Here is a 663-nt window from a genome sequence, read left to right on the forward strand (position 1 = left end):
AGTCCTTTTGCACTATGGTGCGCATGATACAGCGTTTTATAGGGCATTTAAAAGTTGGCACAGATTTCGCTTTATATTTTTTAAGGCAACAACGCCACTTTTAAGCAGTATGAAGTTTTCGTTACCACGACGACAATGACCAATCCGGGAGAGTTTAAGTATGTCCGCTGAACACGTTTTGACGATGCTGAACGAGCACGAAGTGAAGTTTGTCGATCTGCGCTTCACCGATACCAAAGGTAAAGAACAGCACGTCACGATTCCGTCTCATCAGGTAAATGCCGAATTCTTCGAAGAAGGCAAAATGTTTGATGGCTCCTCGATTGGTGGCTGGAAAGGTATCAACGAATCTGACATGGTCCTGATGCCGGACGCGTCCACCGCGGTCATTGACCCGTTCTACGAAGAACCGACCCTGATCATCCGCTGCGATATCCTCGAGCCAGGCACCCTGCAGGGCTATGACCGTGACCCGCGCTCCATCGCGAAACGCGCTGAAGAGTACCTGCGCGCCACCGGCATCGCTGATACCGTCCTGTTCGGGCCAGAACCAGAATTCTTCCTGTTCGACGACATCCGTTTTGGCGCCTCTATCTCCGGCTCCCATGTCGCGATCGATGACATTGAAGGTGCGTGGAACTCCTCCACCAAATACGAAGGCGG

General features: G+C 51.4%; 1 protein-coding gene. It reads left to right on the forward strand.

Annotation, left to right across the window (positions count from 1 at the left end; translation table 11 throughout):
• Positions 1–160: 160 nt before the first annotated feature.
• Positions 161–663, forward strand: a 503-nt coding sequence (locus R7P64_RS24280; protein ID WP_040253134.1) for a glutamine synthetase beta-grasp domain-containing protein, incomplete at its 3' end; no start/stop codon positions are given.

Origin of the sequence: Vibrio sp. 2304, assembly GCF_033339475.1 — a bacterium.
GTDB classification, from domain to species: domain Bacteria; phylum Pseudomonadota; class Gammaproteobacteria; order Enterobacterales; family Vibrionaceae; genus Vibrio; species Vibrio alginolyticus.